The following is a 25,993-nucleotide window of genomic DNA, read 5'->3' on the forward strand; positions in this document are numbered from 1 at the left end:
GATGAAAGGAGAAAAGCGATGGTTGCTTTTTTTATGTTTGCCATGTTTTTCGCCGACTATGAGACCGAAGGAAAAAAAATAGAGCCTTCCATTTACGCAACCGTAAACGAAAGGCATCATGAGCCGTTTCAACCAAGACAATATATTCGAAAAGTAGAGAGAAAAGAGGACGGATCACAATTCACTCGCTAACCCTTCTAATTCATCCGCAGATGCGGACACGTGTTCCATCGCCTCGTGAATTTCGCTTACTGCTTGTACACACGCTTTCATTTCGCCGTCAATGCGGACGCTATATTGGCAAATACGTTCAAGCGCTGCTGCAAATTCATCAAAAAACGAATAAATCGTTTCCATTCCATTTGTACTCTCGGTCACAGAAAGCGATGCTTGTTCAAGCGATTGCGACATCGCAACAATATGATCATGAATGTCGCTTAATACGCGCGACACGTCAGCGACCGATTGTTTCGTTTGTGTCGCGAGTTTGCGCACTTCATCAGCAACAACAGCAAACCCTTTTCCGTGCTCCCCTGCGCGCGCCGCTTCAATCGATGCGTTCAACGAAAGCATATTCGTTTGATCCGCAATGGACGTCACAAGGGAAGCGATATGTTCAATTTCTTTCATCGCTTGTTGGAGCTTGTCCATATTCGTTTCAATTTGTTTCATTTTTTCGTTCATTTGTCGCATGTTTTCTACTTGCGCTTGCAGTTGTTGTTTTCCTTTTTCTGATTTTTCAGCGCTCGCCACAGCCACATGAGAAGCTTCTTGCGCTGCTTGCAAAATGCCAGCAGTTTGCGCGTTTAACGAAGAAACGGAAGCGCTTACTTCATCAGAGACGTGACTTAACTGTTGAATTGATACTTTCACTTGTTCTTTCATTTGTTGTTTGAGCGTCTCCATTTGTAAACGAAGCGCTTCATTTTCCTGTTCATATTGTTCTAAAACGAGTTGTTGTTCGACGTTTAACATTTTAGAAACCGATTTCATAACGACAATGACATACGATGGCTGACGTAATTGTTCTAACATGACCGCTAATATTTCTTCAAGCAAATGTTGAAACGAAGCGATGTACCATTTCGGTTCTAAACCGATGCGGACGTGTGCTTGGGCAATGCGGCGCCTTTTTTCAATAAATGCTTCATCAATTTGTCCGTTAAACATTTCTTTGACATGGATCGTTAACGTTTGTTTTAGGCGCTCAATTGTGCTATGTTGTTGAATGATTGAAAGCAAATGACTTTCTGTTTGAAGCGCACGATAAAAAGCGTCAACGATGCGAGCAATATGTGCTTCGATATAAGGTTTGACGTGCTGTAAAATCGCAATATCTTTCGTCGTCATCCCGATGAGCGCCAGCTGTCGTTCGACCGTTTTATCGTTCAAACGAAGCGGTTCTTCTTTCATTTGTAAAATCGCCTCAAGTTGTAAATCACGCTCATCTCGTTTTCGTTTAAACAAAATAAAACCCCCCTTAACTCACATAAACAACATGTTTACATATGTATGTTAACAAACGGAAGAAAAAAAGAAAACACCCATTTAGTTGGGTGCTTTCCATTGTTCACCTAGCGTACGAATCGAATCGATGACCGCATCTAATTTTCCTTCAATCCGATGCAGTAAATAAAACGTCACCGCAATAGGAAAACCGACATCGGAAAGAAGCGACAAATAGGCTTCCATCTTTCTCATCCTTTCTTTTTTCGCTTATATGCGACAAGGTGTCCTGTGTGTCAGGACACCTTCACTCGTTAAGCAAACGCCCATTGTGTCATCGTCGTATCGATGAGGCGCGCTCCTTTTTTGGCGATGAGATCGCCTCCGCTAGATGGAAAGACGTTTGCAGCAATGATGACATCCATCACTTGACTAATTTGCGCTTCTGTCACATCTTCACGCGGTGCATCAATCGTGAAACGAACCGTCTTTCCTTCTTCATTCATAAACTGCAATTCAAGCGTTTTCATTTCTCATCCCTCCTATTCGCCTAATACGTGCACATCGTTGCGATATACGTGAACGAGCGGAGCGCTTTGCAAAGATGCGAGCGCTTGGGCAACAGAGACGAGCGAGCTTTCCGTTGCGTTCGGTTTAATCGTATACGTTTTGTTTTTATATACCGGTTTACCCGTTTCTGTCACGCCCACTTCAAACGTTAAACGAAGTTGTGAACGTTGAATCACGCCTCCTCCCCTCCTTTCACCTATAACTATCGCAACGACAATGGCAAAAGGTTAGGGACTACACCATTTTTCTGCCCATGCTTGCACCGCTTCCATCACGATGCGTAAATCTTTTCCTTTCTCCGTTAATTCGTATTCAATGCGCACAGGCTTTTCCGGATATACATGGCGGACGACGATTTGTTCTTCTTCTAACTCTTTTAATCGTTCTGTTAACATTTTTTGACTAATTTCTGGAATACTTTCTGCTAAATCTTTAAAGCGAAGCGGACCGCGAAATAAGACGTGAATAATTAATCCGTTCCATCTTTTACCGATTAATTCAAACGCGGCTTCAATTTTTGGACAAACATGTGAATGTTCCATGGATGATCACCCTATGCATGAAATTTGACAAACTTATTGTAACTAAATTAATATATTTATCGTAACTAACAAAAAGTGAGTAATGTTATTTTTGTATGTTCAAGGAGGATATATATGATTTCAATTATGGAACAACGTCAATCGATTCGGAAATACGATCCGAATGCTTCGATTTCGAAAGAACAACTGACAAAAATTTTACAATTAGCGACAAAAGCGCCTTCCGCTTGGAACTTGCAACATTGGCATTTCGTCGTCATCTATGGAAAAGAAGCGCAACAAAAGCTTCTTCCGATCGCTTACAATCAACAACAAATTGTTGATGCATCCGCGGTCGTTGCGGTGCTTGGCGATTTACAAGCGAATAAAAAAACAGATGCCGTATATGATCCGCTTGTCGCACAAGGAAAAATGACAAAAGAAGTGAAAGAGACGCTCGCCAAACAAATTGAACAAGCATATACAAACGCACAATATGCGCGCGATGCTGCGTTCACGAACGCTTCGTTAGCAGCGATGCAACTCATGCTTGCCGCAAAAGCAGAAGGGTTTGATACGTGCGCCATCGGCGGCTTTGATCCACAAGCATTCATGAAAGAATTTCACATTTCAGACCGATACATTCCGGTGATGCTTATTACAATCGGTAAAGCGAGCGCGCCAGCCCATCCGTCTCTCCGTTTACCAGTAGATGAAGTCACGACATGGGTAGAGTGATAAAAATGACCCGTTTTAAGACGGGTCATTTTTATATGTTGGCAATATGATGTGAACCCGCGTTCCTTTGCCGACTTTGCTTTCGATTTGCATCGTGCCTTTATGTTCATGAATCATTTTCATGCTCGTCGTTAAACCAAGTCCCATTCCTTTTTCTTTTAACGTATAAAACGGTTCGCCAATTCGTTTTAAACGCTCTTGTTCAATGCCTTTTCCTGTATCTTCGATGATAATATGGACGCGGTCATCTTCTTCTTTCGTAGAAATTGTAAGCGTTCCCCCTTTTGGCATCGCTTCTAAGGCGTTTTTTACGACGTTGACAAACACTTGGATGAGCTCGTTTTTGTCGCCGTGTACGGTTGCCGATGTGTGCGGTTCGTATTTCATTTGTACATTTTGCAAAATCGCTTCGTACGTAAACAATCCGACAACGTAGTCAACAACGTCGTGTAAAGCGAGCGGCTTATACGATTTCATTTGCGGTTTCGCTAGCACGAGAAGTTGGCTCACGATTTGATTGACGCGCTCAATTTCATCTAACATAATTTGCACGAAACGTTCATCTACTTCTTTCGTTTCTTTCATCATTTGTAAAAAGCCTTTAATGGACGTGAGCGGATTGCGAATTTCGTGGGCGATGCCTGCCGCTAACTCGCCGATGACCGATAGTTTTTCTTTTTTCAACAACAGCTGCTCAGCAACTTTTTGTTGCGTAATGTCGCGGCCGATGACGACAAGCCCTTTTCGTTTTCCGTTTTCGTAAAATAGCGGCACTTTAATGACGTCAAACGTTTTCATTTCACCGTTTGGCATCGGAAACGATTCTTCCGCACGCGTCACCGTTTTTGCCCGCCACGCTTCTTCATCCGAATCGATGCAATAAAGTAACGCCTCGCGAAAATGAGGAGTATATTCCGCCAGTTCCGCATCTGTTTTTCCTTTATAATCGACATGCTCAAGCCCATAAAGCTTTAAACCAAATTCGTTTACTCTAAGCCAACGCCCTTGTCCATCTTTAAACGAGACGAAATCAGGCATCGCATGAATGAGCGTCAACAGCTCTTGTTCGCTTTCGCTCATCTGTTTTAAGGCACGATGTTTTTTCAAAGCGATATACATAAATACAGCAGACAACATGACAAAAATAAAGCCTTTAAACGTTTGAACATATGGCATGATGTGTTGTGGAAGCGGAAACTTTTCTACGTAAAAATCAGTCAATACGATCCAAATGGTGCTGATAATCACATAAATGACAATGGCGTATTTCATCTGGCAACGAAACCTTTCTTACATTTCTCTCATCCATTGTGCAAGCTTCATCGCAAGCGACGAAACATGTTCTTCTTCTAACACTTTCGCAAGCGATTGTTGTAAACGTGATTCGATATGAGCGAAATCATCATAGCTAACATAAATGGACCATTCCAAATACGGAATCGCGACAACGATATATTGTTCTTTTTTATTTTCATAAATGTATACATTTTGTTGTAATGATTGTTCATCAATCGTCGCTTTTCTAATTTTCATCTCTTACTCATGCCTTTCCATTTTTTATTATCATATCACAAAATTTTTCCATTGTTCAAAACATTTTTTAGCAAATCCGCTCATTTTCACTTCGTTTTTCGTCTGATTTTTTGTATTTCCTCTAGGCAAATGGTGTGTATGCAGAACATAAACGGACGATTTTTATCCGTTTTCCCTTTCGCTTGGCGCAAGCGTTTTTGTTAGGCTAAATGTACCGCGGAATAACTGAAGGCGCGCCTTCAAGGAAGGGATATATATGTCATTTGAAAAAATCGTTGCCGAATATCGCCCACTCATTTCTTATATCATTCGCAAGTTGCACATTCGCCGTCATGTCGATGAATATATGCAAATTGGCTTCATTGCGCTTTGGGAAGCATATGAACGATACGACGAAACGAAAGGTTCCTTTTGTACGTTCGCATTTAAAATGATTCGCTGGCGCATCGTGTCACAGCTGCGCAAAGAAACGAGAAACGTACACGTTCCGTTGCCAGATGAATATGTGTTAAAAGAAAATGTCGATTTTTTTGCCGACATCATGTGGGAAGAAGCGATGCAATATTTAACGCCACGTGAGCGCATATGGCTTGTTCGTCATGTGATCGAAGGAAAAACATTAAAACAAATCGCTCATGAAGAAGGCGTAAGCGTGAATGCCGTAAAACAATGGCGCATGTCCGCCGTCAAAAAGCTAAAACGTTACGTTAACTGCGCGGCTCATCCATATAGTAGTACACGACATCCCCACCGCGCTGGGCAACGCCGCGAAAATGTTTAAAATCTTCTTGTTGGACGAGCACATGACGAAACGTTAAAAAATGTTCCTTTTTCACAAGTACATGTGGAATGGCGCGCGTGCGCAATTGTTGAAGAAGTTGCTTTGCTTCTTGTTCAGTCACGTTCATCCCTCCCTCTTTGTTTTAACGTGCTGAACGCTACATGTCAATACGATGTGTGAATGCCTAATTTTGTTATATTGACACACGTCTATCGAAAATGCACATACAATGTTGGTGGATTCTAAATGAAAGAAAGGAAGATGAACGATGAATGACTGGAATATGTATGAAGATTTCCGACTAGATCAACAAATGATGCCGCAACAAATGCAGCCGATGCCACAAATGCCACAGATGATGCCACAACAAATGCAGCCGATGCCAATGCCACAGATGATGCCACAAATGCCACAACAAATGCCGCAAATGATGCCAGGGGATTGTGGCTGTGGGATGCCGATGGGACCGATGTGGCCAGGAATGCCGCAAATGATGCCACAAACGATGCCAATGCCACAAATGCCACAGATGATGCCAGGACCAATGTGGCCGTACATGCCGTATGGGCCACAGCGTTAAAAATAGTTGAAAATGCCCTTTACGAACGAGGAAAAATCATGCAAAATAGAAAAAAGGTTTAAAAATTCAAAAGTAAAGGGGATTTTCAATGAAAAAAGCGCAAATTGGCGACATCATTGAATTTAAAAATGGGTTGCGGGGAATTGTCGAAAAAGTAAACGAAAATTCAGTTATTGTCGATTTAACGTATATGGACAACTACAAAGAACTCGACTTGCAAGAACGAACAGTGGTCAACCATAAAAACTACAAAATTGTAGAGTAACGAAAAGAGGGCTGCTTATTGTTGATGAGACAGCCCTCTTTGTTGTTCACATTGCCCTTTCATTTCGCTACATTCGTAAATGTATACCCCTTGTTTTTCTGAAAGTGCGGCATAATACATCGCTTCTGCCACTTGTTTTGCGGCGATCGGTTTATATTTTTCCCATTTGCCGACGAACGCAAATGAAAAACCGTGACAAAGCCATTCCGCTGTTTTTTCACCGAGACGAAATTCTTGTCGCTCACCTGTTAATAACGATGGGCGAAAAATGTGCAACGAGCGAATCGTAAGCCGCTGCAACGCTTCTTCCGTCTCTCCTTTGACGCGATTGTAAAAAAACATCGAATGCGGATCTGCCCCGATCGCAGAAACGAATAAAAACGTTTTGACGTGACATTTTTCCGCCAGTTTTGCCGCCCGCAACGTATATTCGTAATCGACTTTAATAAATTGTTGTCTTGTTTTTGCTTTTTTCATCGTCGTCCCTAAACAACTAAATACATCGTCGACATGAAAATATTCTTCATATTGTTCTATTTTGTCAAAATCAACGATAACTTGTTTTAATTTTTCATGCTTGCACGCCATTTGTTTTCGAACAAACACCGTCACTTGTTCATAATGCTCCGAACGAAGCAACCGCTGGAGAAGCTCGCCTCCGACTAATCCGCTTGCTCCGATCACAAGAGCCGTTCTCTGTCTCAAATGAAGACCCCCCAAACAAAAAAGGTTCGTAACAATTTGTCATTATATACCCGTTTACGAAAAAAAACTAGTTCTCTTTTATGAATTTTTTAAGGCTGACTTCATGAGCCAGCCTTCTTAGCGATTATCTACTTTTTCCGGATATAAATCGTGGTTTAATAAGCGATATTCCGCCATTTGTTCGTATTTCGTTCCCGGGCGACCCCAGTTGCAATACGGGTCAATCGAAATGCCGCCGCGCGGTGTAAATTTCCCCCACACTTCAATGTAGCGCGGCTCCATGACGCGAATTAAATCGTTCATAATAATATTGACGCAATCTTCATGAAAATCACCATGATTGCGGAAACTAAATAAATATAACTTCAGCGACTTACTTTCAACACATTTTTTATCAGGAATGTAACTAATGTAAATTGTGGCAAAATCTGGTTGTCCGGTTTTTGGCAACTGCTTTTTGTAGAGCAGGTGGACTATATCTTATTCTTATTCGACTGCGATATCGAATAAGAACCCTTGCGCTTCCACCACGATATTTTCATCGTGATGTACTCTACTCTCTTCCTTTATCACTACTTTTACTCGCTTCGTGATAAAGTGATTTCGATAGTCTCTGCACCTTCCTTAAAGAAAAAGGCTGTATACATCGCACTTTCTTCTTTAAGGCTTGGCTCAGGGTTGGAGAAATAGGGTTCTAATAAATGGATAAGACGATTCTCTTCTTGCATCTTCCCCTGTTTTCTCTTCCCCTGAATTCACAAGGTTTAGCCGACAGTGTCACCACTGAAGTGTGCCCTCATTGACACAAGCTCGTAAACTCCGGACAGTTAAATTTTACAAAGTAGTCGCGGTCAGGATGTTTGTTATCAAACACTTCAAGAATGTCTGGGCTGTATTCAAATACATATTTCGTTCCTTGGTTTCCAAGAAGCGTAACTCCTTGTAGTTCTTCATCTTTTCTCATCGCTTTCTCCTCCTTTAGTTATACGCCGCGACGATTGCCCCATAATAACGTGTGTAGTTGGGGCAAGACGCGAACGTCATTCATTTCGTTTGATTGCACAACTTGTTCGACGAGCCATTCAAGTTTTTGTAATAATTTTAAGCGAAGCGTTATGTCGTCTGCTTCATGTATATCATCGTTGCCGACTTGAACGTAAAACGGAACGGTCGGGTAGCGTTGATGCACATGTTTAGCATAAGCAAAATCTTCATCGTTAAATACGACGACTTTTAAACTCACTTGCCCGCGATGCATCGCTAATCGGTCCATGATTGTATCAAGCATCGCAAAATTTGTTTCCATGTTTGAACTCGGCGGCTTTGGTGAAATCGTTAAATCATCGATATCGTAAAACCAGTCTTGCCATACGCTTCCTTGCGTCTCTAAGCCGATGCGCATTCGATGTTGTTTCAGTAAAGAAATGAGCGCATGCAAACTTTTGAGCAACGCAGGATTGCCGCCTGAAATGGTCACGTGGTTAAACCGATCCCCGCCAAGTTGTTTCAGTTGTTGCCAAATATGTTCGGGCGTCATTTGTTTTATTTCATCTTTCGCTGAACCGTCCCACGTAAACGACGAATCGCACCAACGGCAACGATAGTCGCATCCTGCTGTGCGGACAAACATCGTTTTTTGCCCGATGACCATGCCTTCGCCTTGAATCGTCGGGCCGAAAATTTCAATGACCGGAATGCGCTCCATTATTGTTTCCCTGCTTTCGGACGATATACGACATAGCTTGTCGGGGACTCCCGCACAAACACTTGAACGCATGTCGGTTTATTCGGCAACGTGTCTAAATGTTCCTGAACGATTTCTGCAATTTTTCGCGCTACCACTTCTGTCGTTGGAAAATGTTCAGCCGCTGTATCGCTAAATACGTCTTTATGATCGTTCATAACTGTATGATCAAAACGGTTGTGCACAAGTTTTTTTAACTGTTGAAAGTTAATTAAAAAACCCGAATCATCAAGCTCGTCACCTGCAACAGTAATGTTGATAAAATACGTATGTCCGTGCATATTCGCACATTGGCCGGCTGCTTCATGCGGAATAAAGTGCGCCGCCGCAATTTGCATATCTTTATTTAATTCATAGCGAAACGGGTGAATGACTTGCGGATAAATTTGTTGGATCATTGCACATGCGCCCCTTTCTTTTCACTCATATATTGATCAAGACCACGTTTACGCAACACGCACGCTGGACATTCGCCACAACCGTCAGCGATGATGCCGTTGTAGCACGTGAGCGTTTTCGTGCGCACGAACTCAAGCGCATCCAACTCATCAGCAAGCTTCCACGTTTCCGCTTTATTTAACCACATGAGCGGCGTATGAATGACAAAGTCGTAATCCATCGCTAAATTAAGCGTCACATTTAACGATTTAATAAATACGTCACGGCAATCCGGATAGCCGCTAAAGTCTGTTTCACATACGCCCGTCACGAGATGACGCGCCCCTTTTTGTTTCGCAAGCACCGCCGCAAACGATAAAAACAATAAATTGCGCCCATCGACAAACGTGGACGGCAATTGTCCTTCTTTTTGTTCGATCGCTATATCGCTTCTTGTTAGCGCATTTGGTGCGAGCTGATGTAATAGCGACATATCAAGCACCGTATGTGGCACGTCAAGCTCTTTCGCAATCGATGCAGCGACGTCAATTTCAAGCCGATGGCGTTGGTTGTAATCAAACGTCACCGCTTCGACTTCCGCAAAATGTTTTTTCGCCCAAAATAAACATGTTGTACTGTCTTGGCCGCCGCTAAAAACGACGACTGCTTTTTCTCTTTTCATCTTTCGCTCCCCTTTCTTACATAATGAGAAGAAAGAGCGTTCTAAAACAAAAACGCTATACCCCCTAAGGACATAGCGATCCCTAGTTTTTTTATAGAGGGTGTTCTAGAACCTCTCCTACGCAAGCCGCGTAGAATTCTTCTTCAATTGTACGCCTAACAATATACCATAAAACATATATTCATTCTATAAAAAAATTATGCTTTATTTGTGAACTGTTTTCAGGATATAATAACAACAAAAAAAGTTAGGTGATTCAACATGACAAAACGTTCAACTTTTGATGCGGCGCTTCAACAACTGCGCGAAAAATTAATGACGATGGTATCTGCTTCCCAACAAGCGCTACATGAATCGATTGAAGCGTTACAAACGCAAAATATCGCGAAAGCAGATGACATTATCGAAAACGATAAAAAAATTAACGAACTTGAGCGCGAAATTAACGAGCTTGCGATTATGACGATTTTAAAACAACAACCGGTCGCATCTGATTTACGTCGGTTAATCGTTGCGCTTAAAATTTCGTCTGATGTCGAGCGCATTGGTGACATTGCGGTCAATATCGCAAAATCGGTCAAATTTATCGGTACAGAATCGCATGTGAAACCGATCGTCCACATTCCTGAAATGGCGGCAATCGTCAATGAAATGTTAGACCATGCGCTTCATGCGTTCCATAACGATGACGTTGAAGAAGCGAAACGGATCGCACTTGAAGACGATCGAGTAGATGAGTTGCAAGGAAAAATTATTCAAGAATTAATTGACTTAATGAGCGAAAAACCAGAGTTTACAAATCAAATTACACAATTGTCGTTCATCACGCGCAACTTAGAGCGCGCTGGCGACCATGTGACAAATATCGCTGAAAATATTTTATATAGCGTCAAAGGAATTCGCATTGATTTAAACTATTAAATATTCGGGTGCCTCATAATTTGAGGCATCTTTTTTTATCGCTTTCTTTTTTATGCGATGATATAATTTTGTCGGGGGAGGTGAGTAAACATGGACGATATGCTCAAACGTATTTTCGATGAGCTCGCATTGTTGCGCGAACACATGGCCACAAAAGATGATATCGCTGCCATGGACAAGCGTATCGAACACATCGAGCAAACGATGGCGACAAAAGATGATATCGTAAGCATCGAGCAGCGCATGGCCACAAAAGACGATATCGCAAGCATTGAACAGCGCATGGCCACAAAAGATGATATCGCAAGCATTGAGCAACGCATGGCGACAAAAGATGATATCGCAAGCATTGAACAGCGCATGGCCACAAAAGAGGATATCGCTGCCATGGACAAGCGTATTGAACACATTGAACAAACAATGGCCACAAAAGATGACGTCGCAGACATTCCTCTCATTAAACAAGCCGTGTTAGAAACATTAGAAGCAGTAAATGAAATATCAACGATCAAGCAAAACCTCGCTGAAATGTCCCAAAAGCTAGATGATGTCATCGCGACCCAAGCGCGACACGAGCTTGCTATTCAGTCGCTCGCTGTTCGGTCACTTGTACATGAAAACGAAATTCGTGCGTTAAAAGCAAGATAACGAGGCAAAAGGCTGTCACAAACTTCTTTGGGACAGCCTTTTCCATTTATTTTTCTTCTTTTGCTAGTTGTTCAAACGACTTCACTTTCCCGTGCGGTTCGTTTTGCGCTTGTTTCCGAACGGTCCATTGTCGCTCTTTCTGTCTTTTCGATTGGGTCATTCGTCTCACCTCCCTTTTTATCATTTGTTCATTTTTCTTTTTTATGACTTTTTCGTTGTTTGAAAATTGTGTATATTTGAAATAAGGGGAAAAGGGGGAGAGAACATTGTTACAATCGAAACAAGCGAAAAAAGCACTGCAAAAAGTACAACGAGTAGCGAAAGAAGTACAACGAACGATGCGATTAGACCAACCGCTCGCTCAACAGCTCGATTCGTTGCGCGACGTATTAGACCGCCATCTTGAACGCGATGAATATTTCGTCATCGTCGATGAAGACGGAAAAGGTGTTGTGCATACGAACCGTTTGCGCGAAGGGATGGTGTTTGACGACGAAGTAGGAAAAAAAGCGGCAACGACAACTGCTCCACTGTTGCAACTGTATAAACGAAATACAGGTGAAGTGCTCGTCGATGCCGCATGTCCACTGTTCGAACAAAATGGAAAGCGCTTTAATTTGCGCATGGGACGTCTGATCCATCAGCCGTATATAGAAATGTGGTTTAGCACGATCGTCTTCTTGCCCGTTATCGCTCTTTTTATTGTTGCGTTTATGATGCAGCTATCGGTCAAACAAACGTTGTTGCTCACAAGCGTCACCGGCTTCATCAGCTTTCTCGTTTCTTTTTCATTTTACCGCACGATCATGAACCGCCTGCACGCGTGGTATCACGTCACTCGTGCCGTCTCATCCGGACAGCTTCATACCGAAGTGAAAACGGTCGGAAAGCGCAACGCTTTTCATCAAATTGGCTATGAAATAAACAAAGTCATTCTCGGTTTGCGCATGATTTTACAACAAATCGCAAAGGCAACCTCCTCCGTCGAACAAGTGAGCCACGAACAAAAAGAAGAAGCGAAGCGAATAGCGGAGGCGTTTGATGAAGTGTCCGCAACGATGGAAACGTTTCGTGAAGGGGCTCAAAAACAAACGACATTCGTCGATGAAGCGAAACAGCGCATTCAAACGATGCTTCATTATATGCATACCGTCCAAACAGATATTGAACAAGTCGTCGAACGGGCGCAAACGACATTTCAATCCGCCCAAACAGGATATACGTATATGCAAGCTGTCGAACAACAAATGAACGACACAAAACAACAAATGAACGACACCGCGAAACAAATTCAAACGGTCGCGAAAGAAGCCGATGCGCTCATCCAAAAAGTGTCCGCCATTACGGCGATTGCGGAACAAACGAACATGTTGGCGTTAAATGCTTCCATTGAAGCGGCACGAGCAGGAGAAGCTGGAAAAGGATTTGCCGTCGTTGCCTCAGAAGTGCGAAAACTTGCGGAACATACGAACGCTTTCGCACATGAAATTTTATCATCGCTTGCGAATACGTATAATCAACTATCAAGCGTCGCAAATGCGGTCACGAAACAAGCAAATACGATCGATGAAACGACCGCCTCCTTAACAAAACTGACCGACAGTATTGCTTATTTTCAAACGATGTCACATGAGCTAAACGCGTTAAGCCAACGAAACCGAACGCTTATGCAACAAACGACAAAAGAAGGAAACGAACTACACGAAGCGATTACCGATATTTATACGATCGCCAACGACTTTACAAAAGTCGTTCACGAAACGGCAAGCGGGCTGGAACAACAAGCGATGAGCGTCCATCAACTCGCAAAAGAAGCGGCAGTGCTAGCGGAGGAAGTGTATCAACTAAAACAAATTTTACATCGGTTTGGCGTAAAGTGAAAAAGCGAGCCTAAAGTGCATTGGCTCGCTCGCTTTTTGTACGATATGCATATGCCCCGATACCGATCGTTAAAATAAAAAGAAACAAAAGCATCTCTCCTGCCTCTAAGCTCGCGACAACGCTACATCCGAAACAAACGAGAAGCGGTGTTTCCAGCCACTGTTCCTTGCTAAACAGCCACCACTCAAATAAACCGATCGTAAACGCCAATACGTACATCGTTCCGTCATGAAGCAAAAGGAATGAAAAAACTCCCATCCATAACGCAATAGCTGCTGGCAATAAAAGAAATGCGTCATGCTCACGTACACCGCGCTTAAACACATATATATGAACGATAAGTCCAAAAGAAAAAACAATAAGCGCCCATACCCTTGCATCGTACCATTGAATGAGATGGAACGTTTCGAGCGTAAAGAAAAGAAGTAAAACGAACATTACCATGACCGTTTGCCGCATCACTTCACCTCCCCTTTACATTCAATGTACTACACTTCTTTTTTTCTAGCTAGGCATTTTTCGATAGAAAAGCAAGAAAATAAAAATGATGCTCATATATCCAAACAAAGGATATAAAAAAGTAAGGAGCGCATGATACCCAATTAAACTAAACGCATACATCGCTAGCAAAAGCACAATAAGGATCAATGTCGGCTGCTGAAAAAAAAGCGCCAATTTCCGATGCAAACCGAACACCCCTGCAATAAACGAGGTGAAAATTTCTCCATAAATGATCACGACGTATAGCCAGTAAAACGAAGCAAGCGAACGTTTCACCACTTCCGCCATCGGAATGCTGTAAGATGACAATTGCGGCAACAACGAAAGAGCAACATGACTGCTAAATAAAATAAACATAAGCAACATGCCACCGAGCCAACCACCGAAACGAATCGTCTGTTCATCTTTTACTTCCGTTGCAAGCGGAACGAGAACGACTTGCGCCATCGCTAAATTAAACGCCACATACGCAAACGGAGAAAAAAAAGCAGCAAGCGGCGGCTTCGTCCATACGACGTCGCTTCCGTTCATCATCGCAATACATAAGCTAAATATAACCATCATCGGCACGACAATCATATTGACGCTTAAAATACCGTTTAAACCAAATAACATCGTCACAAAGGCGAGAATGATCGTGAGCACAAGCCCAACATATGCCGGCATATGAAGCTGTTCTTCAAACACCGCCCCCGCCCCTGACAACATGACCGATGTCACGCTAAATAACACAACAAACATAAAGAGATTGACGAGAAAACCGAATTTCCCAAACAAATACGCATTCAACTGTTCATATGAACGGGCATGAAGCCGAGCGGCCATCATCATTAAACGCGTTCCGAAAAAAATAAATAGCCCCCCGCTTGCCGCAATGGTTACAAACCCAATTGCACCGTATTGCGTAAAAAATTGCACAATTTCTTTTCCGGTCGCAAATCCAGCCCCAACAACCGTTCCGACATACACAAACGCAATTTGAACTGCCCGCATCCACATACGCTCTCCCCCACTCGTCCATTTTTTCTATATATATGAAAAAAAAACGGCGAATATTTTCCGCCGTTTATTCTACCACTACATCGATTTTTGGCATATTATGCATATTTTTCGCCGTCACATGCGCCACAACCGCATACGTTCCTTTCGTTGCAAACGTATAGCGCGCGACATATTTTCCGTCGCCGACATGTTTTCCTTCAATCATTTGTCGGTCTTCTGTGCCATGTTTCCATACTTCAAATTTCACTTCTGATGCATCCGTTACTTTTTCATCGCCATATGTCACAAAACAAGCGAGTTCGACTTCTTGATTAGCCGGAAGCTTTTCTTCCACCGCCATTTTGACGTCTAAATACGCCAACTCTTCTTCTTCCGCCTTGCTCGCACAACCGGCGACAACAAGCAAAACGAACGAAAACAACAACAACCATTTTTTCATGTTTATCCCCTTCCATGTTACAATAGTTTCACAAAATATTCACAACTATTTGCTACAATAGTATTAAAACGCGATGGAGGACTCGTACAATGCAAGTTCGTTTCTTTCTTTGGCTGATGATCGTGATGTTATTAACGAGCTGCACCTCACAAACGTACCCCCCGATCAAACGGGACGAGGCGATCATTGGCGTCGTAAATATAAAAGAACAAAGCTTGTCATTTATTGATTATAACACGAAACAAGTCATGACAACATGGCAAATGAAAAAGCCAATCACAAAAGCAGCGCTTCTTCCGGACGGAGATACGATCGTTTTATTCGGACAAGACATGGACGAAATGATCGCCTATACGTTATCAACCGGAACAGAAACGAGACGATGGAACGTTGAAAAAGGGATAACGGATGTGCTTGTCACCGAACGTCACTTGCTCGTCGTCAACGAAAAAAAAGGAACGGTGTCAATCATGACGTTTGATGGAAAAGTGAAAAAAGTGATCACCACTCCACCGTCCCCTTTTTCAATCGTAGAAGACGATAAACATCACCAATGGATCATTATTCATTTTAAAAACGGTGCGATTTCATTTATTGATCAAACGACAAAACGAGTGACACGAACGGTCGATACGCTCGATTCCGCCGTCAGCGGCTTCGTCGTTTCCGAAACGAATGAACTATGGGTCGGCGGGCATGGTAGCGGAGCAACGATTCAACAAGAAGTGTACGTTCATTCACTTGTCGACGGACGGTTGCTCACACGTGTAAGAGCAGAAACGATGCCGATTCAATTCGTTCAAACGAACGAAGCGATATACGCTCTTTGTCACGGATCGAATATGTTGTATGCATTTGAACCAAAAACAAAACGTATGATGCGCTCGCTTGATGTTGGCGCCAATCCGTTTGCGATGACAAAGGCGAAAAGCGATCTCGTCATCGCAAGTTACGACAGCAATGAATTAATTTTTGTCGATGAAAAAACGTTCAAACAAACAAATACCGTTTCTGTCGGACATGGACCGTTTTATATCTTTTTTCGTGATGCAAAGGGGGAATAAGCGTGGCAACGATTTTAATTATTGACGATGAAAAAGAGATGCGCGAGCTACTTCGCCTATATTTAGAGCCGGAAGGATTTACGTGCATCGAGGCGGACGATGGCGAAGCAGGGCTTGCCCAATTCGGACGAAGACATGTCGATTTAATTTTACTTGATATTATGATGCCAAAACTCGACGGCTACCGTTTTTGCATGCACGTGCGCGAGCGTTCGCAAGTGCCGATCATTTTTTTAACGGCACGAAGCGATGAATGGGATCGTGTATATGGGCTGAAAATTGGCGCAGACGACTACATCGTAAAACCGTTTAGCCCGAATGAAGTCGTGGCGCGCGTTCATGCTGTACTTCGCCGAACGAAAGGGACTGAGGCAACTCCGCAATATGAAGCAGGTCCGATCGTTGTCGATGAAAAAGCTCGAAAAGTCATGGTCAACGGAAACCATGTTCTATTAACGTTAAAAGAATTTGAATTGCTCGTGTTATTTTTAAAACATCGCGGTCAAGTATTTACGCGTGAACAGCTGTTAGATCGCGTTTGGGGCATTCATTACGTCGGCAGCACGCGCACGGTCGATACGCATATTAAAACGTTGCGCATTAAATTAGGTGAAGCGGGGCAACTCATCCAAACGGTATGGGGAGTGGGATATAAATTTGATGAAACGGTTTAATTCTCTTTCTCTACAACAAAAACTATGGCTCACGATTAGCGCTTTTTTAGTGCTTGCGGTGTTGCTTTTATATACAGTTGCTCTGTATATATATGAAAATATTTATATTTCACACGTCGAACAACGTTTATTGCAAGAAGGAATGAACATTGCGGAAAAATATGACGGCGGTGCGCTGACAGACTCGTTTCGCGACACCGTTTCCTTTATCAATGACATATCCGATACAGAAATTGTGCTCGTCAACAATCCGCGTGAATTAAGCGCCTGTTTGCCGTTTGAAGTCGATCATCACTCCGTCATTAGCGAAGCGGAACGGCAACAACTGCTTGCCGGGAAAACGGTAACGAAAAAAGGATATGAACAAACGTTTGACCGCCAAATCGTCGGCATCATCATTCCGCTATTAGACGAACATCGCCTCATGGGCATTTTATATTTGTACGTTCCGCTTGCATCCATTGAAGATGTGCTCGAGCGCATTCAAACGTTCGTCATGATCGGCGGTAGCCTTTTTTTATTCATTACGGTATTTGTCGGACGAAAAATTGCGATGCATTTCACAAAACCGTTGCAACATATGCAACAAGCGGCCTATCGCGTCTCACAAGGCGATTTTTCTGTCCATGTGGATGTCGAAACGGAAGATGAAATCGGACAATTAGCGAAGGCGTTCAATCAAATGGCGCATGCGCTCGCCAAGGAAGATGAACGAAAAAAAGAATTTTTAGCGAACGTTTCCCACGAATTGCGCACGCCGTTAAGCTATGTGAAAGGATATAGCGAAGCGTTATTAGACGGGGTGGTGAAAGACGAAGAACAACAAAAAAAATATATGAAACTCATTCACCGCGAGGCGAGCCGCATGCAACGTCTCGTGCGCGATTTGCTTGATTTGGCGCAATTAGAAGGCACATATCCGCTCGTGCGCACCCCGTTTTCGATCGCACAGCTCATCGAAGAAACGATGGAAAAATACGAGCCGCTCTTACAAGAAAAACGCATTCACCTTTCCCTCGATGTCGATCATGACTTAGTCGTCGATGGCGACCCCGATCGCATCGAACAAGTGTTGCAAAACTTGCTTGATAATGCGTTGCGCTACACCCCTTCTGGCGGCAACATATCGTTATGTACCGTAAACAAACATCCGATGTGCGAGCTCGTCATTTCCGATTCGGGACAAGGAATGTCGAAACAAGACATTGAACGATTAGGCGAACGATTTTTCCGAACCGACCGCTCCCGCTCGCGCGAACATGGCGGCACAGGTCTTGGCATTGCGATCGTCAAGCAAATTGTAAAACTACACGGCGGATCAATTCGCTTTGAAAGCGAACAAGGAAAAGGAACGACTGTGTACGTTCAATTGCCGTTATACAAAGGATAGTACAAAAATAATACAGTATGGTATAATATCACCATCACACTTTATGTTTTCGGAGGACGACTGACAATGAAAACACATGCCATTCCGTTCGACATCCAACACATCTTTGAAACATTAAACAATTCCTTTGCGATGATTTTATTTCGCCCAGATACAACAGTATTATGGGCAAACGATGTATTTCTTCAAGCGATGGGCTACACGGAGCAACAATTGCTCGGTTTATCCCATCGTCAATTTTGCCTTCCAGAATACGCAAATAGCTACGAGTATACACAATTTTGGAATCGCCTAAAAAACAAACAGCCGTTTTACGGCACGGTGCAACGCGTCACTCGACACGGCAAACATATATGGCTGAAAGCGCTCTATGCTCCGGTGTTAGACGAACAAGGACAATTGCAAGCGTTTTTTAAAATCGCAACCGATGTGACGAATATCGTCGATGCTCATCTTGAAATAAATGAAGAATTTGCTAGTTTACTTGAAGAAATAAACGCAAGCACGAACGATATTCAACATTCCGCCCGCTTAATCAACAGTCACTTAAAACAGTTAAGCGAAAAAGCGGAAAAAGTAAGCAAAAGCACAGAAGAAATTCAAGGCGTCATTTCGTTCGTGAAAGACATTGCAATGCAATCGAATTTGCTCGGATTAAACGCCGCCATCGAAGCGGCTCGCGCTGGCGAACATGGACGTGGCTTTGCGATCGTCGCAGAAGAAGTACGCAAAATGGCAGAAAAAAGCAAACATTCCGCCGAAGACATTTCCGAACAGCTGAATCATATTACAAACTCGGTGTTAGAGATGGTTCATATGCTTCAAGAAGTGGCGGAAAAAATAAACAATAGCGCCGAGGCAATCGACGAACTTCACCAAGTACAACAACATATGATCAAAATTACAGACAAACTGACGAAGCTTTTATAACTGCCCATCGCGGCAGTTTTTTTTCGTCACGAAAAAAATTTTTATTTTTTTTTAAAAAAGGTCTTGAAAGTCAAAAAAGGTCAAATTATAATAAAGTCAGAAAGGTCAAATATAGTCAAAGTCAAAAAAGGAGGTTGGTGCCTATGATGTGCCAAGTATGTAAACAAAATGAAGCAAACATCTTTTTACATGTGCAAGTAAACAACGACAAACAACAATTACACCTTTGCGAGGCGTGCTATGAAAAACAAAAACAACAATTAAAAGTGCCAGCAGGATTCCACTTCGATCGTTTTGATCAATTGTTCTCCGACTTCTTCGCACCGCTTGCTGAACGAACAGTTTCCCACGCCCAACAACAAGAACAACAACCGAAACGAAACGGATTGCTTGACCAATTCGGTCGCAACTTAACGCAATTAGCGAAAGCAGGACTAATCGATCCTGTCATCGGACGCGATAAAGAAATTGAACGCGTCATTGAAATTTTAAATCGTCGCAATAAAAACAATCCGGTGTTAATCGGTGAACCGGGCGTTGGTAAAACGGCGATCGTCGAAGGATTAGCGCTTAAAATCGTTGAAGGATCTGTTCCATCGAAACTATTAAACAAAGAAGTGTACGTGCTCGATGTCGCTTCCTTAGTCGCAAACACAGGCATTCGCGGTCAATTTGAAGAGCGAATGAAACAATTAATTGCTGAATTACAGCAACGGAAAAACGTCATTTTATTCATCGATGAAATTCATTTACTTGTCGGTGCCGGATCGGCAGAAGGCTCAATGGACGCAAGCAACATATTAAAACCGACGCTTGCCCGCGGAGAATTGCAAATCATCGGCGCAACAACGTTAAAAGAATATCGTCAAATCGAAAAAGACGCTGCGCTTGAACGTCGCTTCCAACCGGTCATCGTTCACGAACCGACAATCGAACAAGCGATTGATATTTTAAAAGGCATTCAGCCAAAATATGAACAATTCCATCAAGTCAAATATACAGATGAAGCGATTCACGCATGCGTCACTTTGTCGCATCGCTACATTCAAGACCGCTTCCTTCCTGATAAAGCGATTGACTTGTTAGACGAAGCGGGTTCAAAAGTGAGCTTAAAAGCGACACCGACAAATAAAGAAGCCATCGAACAACGGCTCGAACAATTAAGAAAAGAAAAAGAAAAAGCGGCGCAAGAAGAAAATTACGAACTCGCTGCCAAATTGCGCACCGAAGAATTGCAGCTTGAAAAACAATTACAACAAAACGGACAAGCTGAGCAACCGGTAGTAGACGTCATGCACATTCAACAAATCATTGAAGAAAAAACAGGCATCCCAGTCGGCAAACTACAAGCTGATGAACAAGCAAAAATGAAACATTTAGAAGAAAACTTAGCGAAAAAAGTCATCGGTCAAGAAGAAGCCGTGAAAAAAATCGCAAAAGCGATTCGCAGAAGCCGCGCCGGCTTAAAAGCGAAAAACCGTCCGATTGGTTCGTTCTTATTCGTCGGTCCGACTGGCGTCGGTAAAACAGAATTGTCGAAGACGCTTGCTGAACAATTGTTCGGCTCTAAAGATGCGATGATTCGCTTAGACATGAGCGAATATATGGAAAAACATGCGGTCGCCAAACTCATCGGTGCACCTCCTGGCTACATTGGCCATGAAGAAGCCGGTCAATTAACGGAAAAAGTGCGCCGCAACCCTTACAGCATCATCTTGCTTGATGAAATGGAAAAAGCGCATCCAGATGTGCAACATATGTTCTTACAAATTTTAGAAGACGGTCGTTTAACAGATAGCCAAGGTCGTACCGTCAGCTTTAAAGACACAGTCATCATTATGACATCAAACGCAGGCACGAATATCGAAGGCGACTTGCTTCAACGTCTCAGCCTATATTTCAAACCGGAATTTTTAAACCGTCTCGATGCCATTATCGAATTTAAACCGCTTGAAAAAGCTCACATGTTGCAAATCGTTGACCTCATGTTCGCTGAATTGCAACGCACGCTTTCTGAACAACAGGTAACCGTTACAATGAGCGACAAAGCGAAAGAAAAATTAGCTGACCTTGGTTATCATCCGACATTTGGCGCTCGTCCACTCCGCCGCGTCATGCAAGAACATGTCGAAGACCAAATTGCCGACGTGTTGCTTGATGAAGAACATGTTCGTACAATCCACATTGATGTAGAAGACGATCGCATCGTTGTGAAACATGAAAAAGCCTAATCCGCACATGGATTAGGCTTTTAGTCCATTCATCAAAAACTGAATCGTCCGCTCCATCTCCTGTTCATCATCCCACGGACCGTCGGGCATGAGAAGAAAGCGAGTGAGTAAAAACCCTGCGATTGTCGTAATCGTCAAGCGAATAATCGTTTCCGGCGGAAGTGGAACAAGCTCCCCTTTTTGTTGAAAATGCTCGACAATTTGTTTAAACTTTTCGTACACATGATTGATAAAAATTGTTTGAAACTGCGCTTTAATGTCATCGTGAAATGACATTTCCTGCCATAATATACGAATCGCAGGCAAATACGTTTTCGCAAATTCGTACCGATTTTGAAAAACAGCCCGCACAAACTGCTCATAATGTTCATATTCGTTTTCAAATACGTCTTTCACAAACTTTTTCGCTAAAAACGGCGCAACCGATTGAAATACCGTCGGTTTAACGATCGCCAACAACAAATCTTTTTTCGTTTTATAATGACGAAAAATCGTTCCTTCCGCTACCCCTGCCCGCTTCGCAATTTCGCTCGTCGACGTCGCGGCGTATCCTTTTTCTGCAAACATGTCAATGGCCGCTTGTAAAATATTGATTTGTTTTTCGCTTAACTGTTGTCCATCGACGTTTAATAAATGAAACAACTGTTGTCGTTCGTCCATCGTACCCCTCACAACTTTCGATATTTCTTTAATACTAATACATTTAATATCATAAATAAAAGCGAAAAGCTAATTAAAACGTATACGTCGAAGGCGATCGCTTCAAACCCTTTCCCGCGAATCATCATTTCCCTTAACGCATCTGCCCCGTAATATAACGGCATGACGAAGCTAACGGAACGAAGCCACGGCTCCATCGTTTCTAAATGAAACAACCCTGAGAAAAAAACTTGCGGAACGACGACGAGCGGAATAAATTGAATCATTTGCAATTCGTTGTTCGCAAATGCCGATAATAACGTCCCTAACGTGAGCGCCGTCATCGCCAATAAAAACGTAATGAGCAGCACATACGAAAACGACCCTTCCATCATCATGTCTAATACGTGAATCGCAAACGAAGAAATAAGGCTTGCTTGAATCGTCGTAAATATGCCAAAGCCGATGACGTAACCGATCACAATTTCCCATCGTTTTAACGGCGTCGCTAACAAACGCTCAAGCGTGCCGCTCGTCCGCTCGCGCAAAAACGACACCCCTGCAATTAAAAAGACGAAAAAGAAAATGAAAAAGCCGATTAATACCGGACCGAAATTGTCAAATAACGCCATGTTTTCTGAGCCGTGCATATATACCGTGTCGATCGCAAATGGTTGTTTCGTCGGCGGCATAAGCGTTTGTGCTGCTTTTTGCACCGTCATGAGCACCGTTTTGCTGACGGACGGATCGCTTCCTTCAAGCGTCAGACGGAAAGCGGTTTCCTTCATTTCAATAAACGCATCAATTTGTTGCTCATCTAGTTCGTCCATCGCCTTCGCCTTTGTCATCGTCGTCACATGCGCATCCGCTTGTTTTAATGCGTCTTGCAACGGCTGTGGCACGTTTGCATCAACCGCGATATGCGGTTCATATTGTTCTCCGTTAAACACTAAGTCCATTAAAAACAATACAAACATCGGTGCAACAATCATTAACGCAAGCGTTCGTTTATCGCGAAAAAACTGACGAATAATGCGAACGACAATCGCTTGAATTCTCATGCATATGCCCCCCAAAAATGTAAAAATGCTCGTTCTAACGTCGTTGTGCCTGTTTGTTTCTTTAATTCGTCTGGACTGCCGACGGCAATCAACCGTCCGTCGCGAATCATCGCCAGCCGCATACATTTTTCTGCTTCATCCATGACGTGCGTCGTCACAACGATCGTCGTTCCGCGTTGACGAATGCGTTCAAGTTCTTCCCAAATCGCTTGCCGAAGAAGCGGATCGATCCCGACGGTCGGCTCGTCTAAAATTAGTACTTCCGGTTCATGAAGAAGCGCGGCCGCTAGCGAAAGACGGCGTTTCATTCCGCCAGAATATTGATGAACCGCTTTTTTCCTATCGTCCGTTAAATTGACAAGCTGCAACACTTCTTCAATGCGCTCTTTTTTCTTCTTCCCTTTTAGTCCATAAATCGAGGCGAAAAAGTCTAAATTTTCAAGTGCCGTTAACTCGCTGTATAGCGCATCGGATTGTGCCATAAATCCGAGGCGCGCCATCGTTTGCAAATTCGGCATGCGCGCACCGAGCACATGAATCGTCCCTTCTGTCGCCATATCGATGCCTGCGATCATTTTGACGAGCGTCGTTTTCCCCGCCCCAGATGGACCGAGGATGCCGAAAATTTCTCCTTCATTTACTTCTAGTGACACGTCATGAATGACTTCTTTTTTATGAAACTGTTTACTTACACGTTGCAATTGAATTGCCATCATGTTCCCTCGCTTTCATTAAAGTGAGTGAGTACTCACTTTAATTATATACGTTCCACTTCCTCCTTGTACATATGTGCGAAAAATTTTTCATTGACGAAACGAAAAGATTTTTGTACGATAGTAACGTCAATTTCATACGAAATCTTTCTCGTCAACTAAGATGAGATAGAGGTCGCGGCAAATAATAGTAGTTTCATGGAGGCGCAGAGACGTCGAGGAAGTGAGATGAAAGGATTTGTCGCCGAAGTTTATAGCGTGCTCTGACGCTATAAGCTGGGCCTGTTGCCGAATAGGTGCAGGACTGTCATCGCGCATGCGGTGGAGAGCTATCGATCTTAAGTTTGATGCGGATGTGTCATATATTGTGCACCCGTTGAAAACTTAGGGTGCACTTTTTTATTTAAAAAAGTGCACGACAACAGCGCTCTACCGTATGCACCGTATATTTTATGAACGAAAGGATGAAAAACATGAAACAACAAAAACTCGGCTTTTGGGTATTGACAGCGCTCGTTGTCGGTAACATGGTCGGATCTGGTATTTTTATGCTTCCTCGTTCGCTTGCGGAAGCCGCAAGCCCTGCTGGCGTGTTGCTCGGATGGCTGTTGACGGGTGCTGGGGTGTTAATGATTGCGATTATTTTTGGTAACTTAGCGATTCGAAAACCAGAATTAAATGGCGGACCGCAAATTTATGCGAAAGAGCTGTTTCCAAAAGGTTCAAATGCGTCGATTTTATCCGGCTTTATGTCATCTTGGGGTTATTGGATCGGAAACGTTGCTGGAAACGTCGCCATCATTACGACGTTTGCTAGTTACTTATCAACGTTTTTCCCTGTTTTAACGAGCGAACATGTCGTCTTTTCCGCTGGTTCATTGACGTTAAAACTTGGAAATTTACTGACGTTTCTCGTTTGTACAGCACTTTTATGGGTGATGCATGCGATTATTTTACAAGGAGCCGAAAACGCTGGAAAATTAAATTTCGTCGCAACAGCAACGAAAGTGCTTGGCTTTTTCTTATTCATTGTGATCGGATTGTTCGCCTTTGAAAAAAGCTATATCCAACCGTTTGTTGCTCCGCGTTACGATGAAGCAGGGCATACGCTCGGTCTTCTTTCGCAAATCAACAACGTCGCATTAAGCACGCTTTGGGCGTTTATCGGTATTGAATCGGCGATCGTCTTTGCTTCGCGCGCGCGCAAACAAAGCGATGTGAAACGCGCGACCATTGTCGGTTTATTTATCGCCTTAGCGATTTACGTCGGCATTAGCGTGCTCGTGATGGGATTGTTAAAACAAGAGGTGCTCATGCAGTCGGAAAAACCGCTCGTCGATGCGATTGGAACAGTGTTAGGACCGATCGGATCGCAACTGCTTGCCGGGCTCGGTTTAATTAGCTTAATCGGCTCTACGCTCGGTTGGATTTTTTTAAGTGCGGAAGTGCCGTATCAAGCCGCAAAACAACAGTTGTTCATTCGCGCCTTTTTACAAGAAAATAAAAACGGAATGCCGCGCTTTTCTTTAATCGTCTCGAATATGATTGCGCAACTATTCATTTTTTCAACGATTTCCAACTCGATGGCGGCAGCGTTTGATTTCGTCATTTACATTGCGACATTATCGTATCTCGTTCCATACGTCATCGCTTCCGTTTACCAATTGAAGCTCGTTTGGACAGGAGAAACGTATCGCACGATGCAAGAACGAATGATCGACGGAACGATCGCCGTGCTTGCGACCGTTTACTCCATTTGGCTTGTGAAAGCCGGAACAGCCGATATGAAAACATTTTTACTCGGCATCGCCTTGCTTGCAAGCAGCTTGCTTTTTTACCCGCTTGTTGTCAAACAACAAAGCGAAGAAACGAACAAACAAAAACAGTCGGCATAACAAATCCCCCGTCATTTTGAACATATCGCTGGCAAGAAAAAGCCCACCTTCTTCAGCTGCT

General features: G+C 43.1%; 35 protein-coding genes, 1 pseudogene and 2 riboswitches. Of the genes and pseudogenes, 14 read left to right on the forward strand and 22 right to left on the reverse strand.

Features of this window, described 5'->3' with window-relative positions; all coding sequences use genetic code 11:
• Window positions 1–18: 18 nt before the first annotated feature.
• Complete coding sequence (locus tag K1I43_RS01690) at window positions 19–192, forward strand: hypothetical protein (protein ID WP_193551713.1); 174 nt, start codon at window positions 19–21, stop codon at window positions 190–192.
• Here K1I43_RS01690 and K1I43_RS01695 read toward each other — a convergent pair.
• From K1I43_RS01695 to K1I43_RS01715, 5 genes are all read right to left on the reverse strand, one after another.
• On the reverse strand, window positions 175–1,467 hold the full coding sequence (locus K1I43_RS01695; RefSeq protein ID WP_019418019.1) for a globin-coupled sensor protein: 1,293 nt from the start codon (window positions 1,465–1,467) through the stop codon (window positions 175–177). The genes K1I43_RS01690 and K1I43_RS01695 overlap by 18 nt on opposite strands.
• An 81-nt stretch (window positions 1,468–1,548) precedes the next feature.
• The gene (locus tag K1I43_RS01700) at window positions 1,549–1,692 is read right to left on the reverse strand and encodes a YvrJ family protein (protein ID WP_009361115.1); all 144 of its coding nucleotides are present in this window, start codon (window positions 1,690–1,692) and stop codon (window positions 1,549–1,551) included.
• A gap of 68 nt (window positions 1,693–1,760) precedes the next feature.
• The gene (locus K1I43_RS01705) at window positions 1,761–1,976 is read right to left on the reverse strand and encodes a DUF2922 domain-containing protein (RefSeq protein WP_009361116.1); all 216 of its coding nucleotides are present in this window, start codon (window positions 1,974–1,976) and stop codon (window positions 1,761–1,763) included.
• A gap of 12 nt (window positions 1,977–1,988) precedes the next feature.
• Window positions 1,989–2,192, reverse strand: coding sequence for a DUF1659 domain-containing protein (locus tag K1I43_RS01710; protein WP_009361117.1), 204 nt, complete (start codon window positions 2,190–2,192; stop codon window positions 1,989–1,991).
• Window positions 2,193–2,243: 51 nt separating this feature from the next.
• The gene (locus K1I43_RS01715) at window positions 2,244–2,558 is read right to left on the reverse strand and encodes a winged helix-turn-helix transcriptional regulator (protein ID WP_019418020.1); all 315 of its coding nucleotides are present in this window, start codon (window positions 2,556–2,558) and stop codon (window positions 2,244–2,246) included.
• Window positions 2,559–2,672: 114 nt separating this feature from the next.
• Here K1I43_RS01715 and K1I43_RS01720 point away from each other — a divergent pair, with 114 nt between their 5' ends.
• Window positions 2,673–3,275 carry a nitroreductase family protein gene (locus K1I43_RS01720; protein ID WP_026011749.1) on the forward strand — a complete coding sequence of 201 codons (603 nt, stop codon included), beginning with the start codon at window positions 2,673–2,675 and terminating at the stop codon, window positions 3,273–3,275.
• Window positions 3,276–3,290: 15 nt separating this feature from the next.
• Here K1I43_RS01720 and K1I43_RS01725 read toward each other — a convergent pair whose 3' ends face one another.
• Window positions 3,291–4,547: an ATP-binding protein gene (locus K1I43_RS01725; RefSeq protein ID WP_019418022.1), complete on the reverse strand. Its 1,257-nt coding sequence runs from the start codon at window positions 4,545–4,547 to the stop codon at window positions 3,291–3,293.
• A gap of 18 nt (window positions 4,548–4,565) precedes the next feature.
• A complete protein-coding gene (locus K1I43_RS01730) occupies window positions 4,566–4,808 on the reverse strand; it encodes a YueH family protein (RefSeq protein WP_019418023.1) in 243 nt (80 codons plus the stop codon).
• Window positions 4,809–5,064: 256 nt separating this feature from the next.
• Here K1I43_RS01730 and K1I43_RS01735 point away from each other — a divergent pair, with 256 nt between their 5' ends.
• Window positions 5,065–5,589: a sigma-70 family RNA polymerase sigma factor gene (locus K1I43_RS01735; protein WP_019418024.1), complete on the forward strand. Its 525-nt coding sequence runs from the start codon at window positions 5,065–5,067 to the stop codon at window positions 5,587–5,589.
• Here the strand turns inward: K1I43_RS01735 and K1I43_RS01740 are convergent.
• Window positions 5,516–5,716 (reverse strand): hypothetical protein, encoded by a 201-nt coding sequence (locus K1I43_RS01740; protein WP_009361123.1) that lies wholly within the window; start codon window positions 5,714–5,716, stop codon window positions 5,516–5,518. The genes K1I43_RS01735 and K1I43_RS01740 overlap by 74 nt on opposite strands.
• 141 nt (window positions 5,717–5,857) lie before the next feature.
• Here K1I43_RS01740 and K1I43_RS01745 point away from each other — a divergent pair, with 141 nt between their 5' ends.
• Together K1I43_RS01745 and K1I43_RS01750 are read left to right on the forward strand one after the other, a co-directional pair.
• Window positions 5,858–6,169 (forward strand): hypothetical protein, encoded by a 312-nt coding sequence (locus tag K1I43_RS01745; protein ID WP_019418025.1) that lies wholly within the window; start codon window positions 5,858–5,860, stop codon window positions 6,167–6,169.
• A gap of 88 nt (window positions 6,170–6,257) precedes the next feature.
• Complete coding sequence (locus K1I43_RS01750) at window positions 6,258–6,434, forward strand: YkvS family protein (protein ID WP_009362719.1); 177 nt, start codon at window positions 6,258–6,260, stop codon at window positions 6,432–6,434.
• A 15-nt stretch (window positions 6,435–6,449) separates the two neighbouring features.
• Here K1I43_RS01750 and K1I43_RS01755 read toward each other — a convergent pair whose 3' ends face one another.
• The 7 genes and pseudogenes from K1I43_RS01755 to queC all read right to left on the reverse strand — a co-directional run bounded on the left by K1I43_RS01755 (window position 6,450) and on the right by queC (window position 9,943).
• Window positions 6,450–7,139: an oxidoreductase gene (locus tag K1I43_RS01755; RefSeq protein WP_033383507.1), complete on the reverse strand. Its 690-nt coding sequence runs from the start codon at window positions 7,137–7,139 to the stop codon at window positions 6,450–6,452.
• Between the two features lie 117 nt (window positions 7,140–7,256).
• Window positions 7,257–7,586 (reverse strand): annotated as a pseudogene (gene queF, locus K1I43_RS01760) (preQ(1) synthase); the annotation flags it as partial.
• 131 nt (window positions 7,587–7,717) lie between these two features.
• Window positions 7,718–7,867, reverse strand: coding sequence for a hypothetical protein (locus tag K1I43_RS01765; protein ID WP_162299400.1), 150 nt, complete (start codon window positions 7,865–7,867; stop codon window positions 7,718–7,720).
• 68 nt (window positions 7,868–7,935) lie between these two features.
• On the reverse strand, window positions 7,936–8,103 hold the full coding sequence (locus K1I43_RS01770; protein WP_003396742.1) for a tunnelling fold family protein: 168 nt from the start codon (window positions 8,101–8,103) through the stop codon (window positions 7,936–7,938).
• Between the two features lie 18 nt (window positions 8,104–8,121).
• Window positions 8,122–8,844: a 7-carboxy-7-deazaguanine synthase QueE gene (gene queE / locus K1I43_RS01775; protein WP_019418027.1), complete on the reverse strand. Its 723-nt coding sequence runs from the start codon at window positions 8,842–8,844 to the stop codon at window positions 8,122–8,124.
• Complete coding sequence (queD, locus tag K1I43_RS01780) at window positions 8,844–9,281, reverse strand: 6-carboxytetrahydropterin synthase QueD (RefSeq protein WP_009362722.1); 438 nt, start codon at window positions 9,279–9,281, stop codon at window positions 8,844–8,846. The genes queE and queD overlap by 1 nt, the downstream gene beginning before the upstream one ends.
• Entirely contained in the window at window positions 9,278–9,943 is a 666-nt protein-coding gene (queC, locus tag K1I43_RS01785) for a 7-cyano-7-deazaguanine synthase QueC (protein WP_019418028.1), read from the reverse strand. The genes queD and queC overlap by 4 nt, the downstream gene beginning before the upstream one ends.
• Window positions 9,944–10,019: 76 nt before the next feature.
• Window positions 10,020–10,064, reverse strand: a riboswitch (PreQ1 riboswitch).
• A gap of 140 nt (window positions 10,065–10,204) precedes the next feature.
• On the opposite strand from queC, the gene phoU reads away from it, so the two are divergent.
• Both phoU and K1I43_RS01795 read left to right on the forward strand, forming a co-directional pair.
• Window positions 10,205–10,864, forward strand: a complete 660-nt coding sequence (gene phoU / locus K1I43_RS01790) for a phosphate signaling complex protein PhoU (RefSeq protein ID WP_019418029.1) — start codon at window positions 10,205–10,207, stop codon at window positions 10,862–10,864.
• A gap of 90 nt (window positions 10,865–10,954) precedes the next feature.
• Window positions 10,955–11,512 carry a hypothetical protein gene (locus K1I43_RS01795; RefSeq protein WP_220382598.1) on the forward strand — a complete coding sequence of 186 codons (558 nt, stop codon included), beginning with the start codon at window positions 10,955–10,957 and terminating at the stop codon, window positions 11,510–11,512.
• Window positions 11,513–11,558: 46 nt separating this feature from the next.
• Here the strand turns inward: K1I43_RS01795 and K1I43_RS01800 are convergent, their stop codons facing one another.
• Window positions 11,559–11,672, reverse strand: a complete 114-nt coding sequence (locus K1I43_RS01800; RefSeq protein WP_003396753.1) for a DUF6254 family protein — start codon at window positions 11,670–11,672, stop codon at window positions 11,559–11,561.
• 106 nt (window positions 11,673–11,778) lie between these two features.
• Here K1I43_RS01800 and K1I43_RS01805 point away from each other — a divergent pair, with 106 nt between their 5' ends.
• A complete protein-coding gene (locus K1I43_RS01805) occupies window positions 11,779–13,392 on the forward strand; it encodes a methyl-accepting chemotaxis protein (protein WP_019417281.1) in 1,614 nt (537 codons plus the stop codon).
• A 10-nt stretch (window positions 13,393–13,402) separates the two neighbouring features.
• Here the strand turns inward: K1I43_RS01805 and K1I43_RS01810 are convergent, their stop codons facing one another.
• From K1I43_RS01810 to K1I43_RS01820, 3 genes are all read right to left on the reverse strand, one after another.
• Entirely contained in the window at window positions 13,403–13,852 is a 450-nt protein-coding gene (locus K1I43_RS01810; RefSeq protein WP_019417280.1) for a hypothetical protein, read from the reverse strand.
• Window positions 13,853–13,897: 45 nt separating this feature from the next.
• A complete protein-coding gene (locus K1I43_RS01815; RefSeq protein WP_019417279.1) occupies window positions 13,898–14,893 on the reverse strand; it encodes a YkvI family membrane protein in 996 nt (331 codons plus the stop codon).
• A 67-nt stretch (window positions 14,894–14,960) separates the two neighbouring features.
• Window positions 14,961–15,335, reverse strand: a complete 375-nt coding sequence (locus tag K1I43_RS01820; RefSeq protein WP_009362729.1) for a FixH family protein — start codon at window positions 15,333–15,335, stop codon at window positions 14,961–14,963.
• Window positions 15,336–15,424: 89 nt separating this feature from the next.
• Between K1I43_RS01820 and K1I43_RS01825 the strand changes: the two genes are divergently transcribed.
• From K1I43_RS01825 to K1I43_RS01845, 5 genes are all read left to right on the forward strand, one after another.
• On the forward strand, window positions 15,425–16,399 hold the full coding sequence (locus tag K1I43_RS01825) for a YncE family protein (protein WP_019417278.1): 975 nt from the start codon (window positions 15,425–15,427) through the stop codon (window positions 16,397–16,399).
• Complete coding sequence (locus K1I43_RS01830) at window positions 16,396–17,073, forward strand: response regulator transcription factor (RefSeq protein ID WP_483297890.1); 678 nt, start codon at window positions 16,396–16,398, stop codon at window positions 17,071–17,073. Before K1I43_RS01825 ends, K1I43_RS01830 begins: the two co-directional genes overlap by 4 nt.
• On the forward strand, window positions 17,060–18,463 hold the full coding sequence (locus tag K1I43_RS01835; protein WP_026011597.1) for a sensor histidine kinase: 1,404 nt from the start codon (window positions 17,060–17,062) through the stop codon (window positions 18,461–18,463). Before K1I43_RS01830 ends, K1I43_RS01835 begins: the two co-directional genes overlap by 14 nt.
• Before the next feature lie 66 nt (window positions 18,464–18,529).
• Entirely contained in the window at window positions 18,530–19,393 is an 864-nt protein-coding gene (locus K1I43_RS15805; protein ID WP_019417275.1) for a methyl-accepting chemotaxis protein, read from the forward strand.
• Window positions 19,394–19,536: 143 nt separating this feature from the next.
• Window positions 19,537–21,624, forward strand: a complete 2,088-nt coding sequence (locus tag K1I43_RS01845; protein WP_220382599.1) for an ATP-dependent Clp protease ATP-binding subunit — start codon at window positions 19,537–19,539, stop codon at window positions 21,622–21,624.
• Between the two features lie 12 nt (window positions 21,625–21,636).
• Here the strand turns inward: K1I43_RS01845 and K1I43_RS01850 are convergent, their stop codons facing one another.
• From K1I43_RS01850 to K1I43_RS01860, 3 genes are read right to left on the reverse strand one after another with little or no spacing between them, the layout of a single operon-like run.
• The gene (locus K1I43_RS01850) at window positions 21,637–22,284 is read right to left on the reverse strand and encodes a TetR/AcrR family transcriptional regulator (protein ID WP_019417274.1); all 648 of its coding nucleotides are present in this window, start codon (window positions 22,282–22,284) and stop codon (window positions 21,637–21,639) included.
• A gap of 8 nt (window positions 22,285–22,292) precedes the next feature.
• Window positions 22,293–23,324, reverse strand: a complete 1,032-nt coding sequence (locus tag K1I43_RS01855; RefSeq protein ID WP_019417273.1) for an ABC transporter permease — start codon at window positions 23,322–23,324, stop codon at window positions 22,293–22,295.
• On the reverse strand, window positions 23,321–24,037 hold the full coding sequence (locus K1I43_RS01860; RefSeq protein ID WP_220382617.1) for an ABC transporter ATP-binding protein: 717 nt from the start codon (window positions 24,035–24,037) through the stop codon (window positions 23,321–23,323). Before K1I43_RS01860 ends, K1I43_RS01855 begins: the two co-directional genes overlap by 4 nt.
• A gap of 161 nt (window positions 24,038–24,198) precedes the next feature.
• Window positions 24,199–24,377: riboswitch (Lysine riboswitch) on the forward strand.
• A gap of 133 nt (window positions 24,378–24,510) precedes the next feature.
• Here K1I43_RS01860 and K1I43_RS01865 point away from each other — a divergent pair.
• Entirely contained in the window at window positions 24,511–25,932 is a 1,422-nt protein-coding gene (locus K1I43_RS01865) for an amino acid permease (RefSeq protein WP_136260318.1), read from the forward strand.
• Window positions 25,933–25,993: the final 61 nt, after the last annotated feature.

The organism is Anoxybacillus sp. ST70 (assembly GCF_019553625.1).
GTDB lineage: Bacteria > Bacillota > Bacilli > Bacillales > Anoxybacillaceae > Anoxybacillus > Anoxybacillus gonensis.